Consider the following 380-nt stretch of genomic DNA (forward strand, 5'->3'; position numbering starts at 1 on the left):
GCGCAACAAAATTGTGCGCCCGTTCATCAAGCTGCACACGCAGGTGATCACCTTGATACACACTATCCAAAACACTGGTTTTAAAATGATTGTCGCCTGTGGTTTCAGTGCCCAGTTCAATACGTTCCGGCCGCACGGATAAGAATACTTTCTTTCCCGTGTTGAACTGCGCTGTGGAAGCGGCCGTTACTAACTGACCATCATGCAGCCGTACCAATGCATTCCTGCCTTCCATCCGCTCCACTATGCCCTCAATGAGATTAGTCTCACCAATGAATTCCGCAACAAAACGGGTCTGTGGCTCGTCGTAGATCGCACGCGGCGTACCAATCTGCTCGATACGTCCCTTGTTGAAAACAGCAATACGATCCGACATCGTC

1 protein-coding gene is annotated in these 380 nt (G+C 50.3%); it reads right to left on the bottom strand.

Annotated features, from left to right (window positions below):
- Positions 1-380: TOBE domain-containing protein (locus HBA93_RS19185; protein WP_221724362.1), on the bottom strand; the 380-nt coding region annotated here is incomplete at both ends.

Source organism: Ochrobactrum sp. SFR4 (assembly GCF_019730395.1).
Lineage (GTDB): Bacteria > Pseudomonadota > Alphaproteobacteria > Rhizobiales > Rhizobiaceae > Pseudochrobactrum.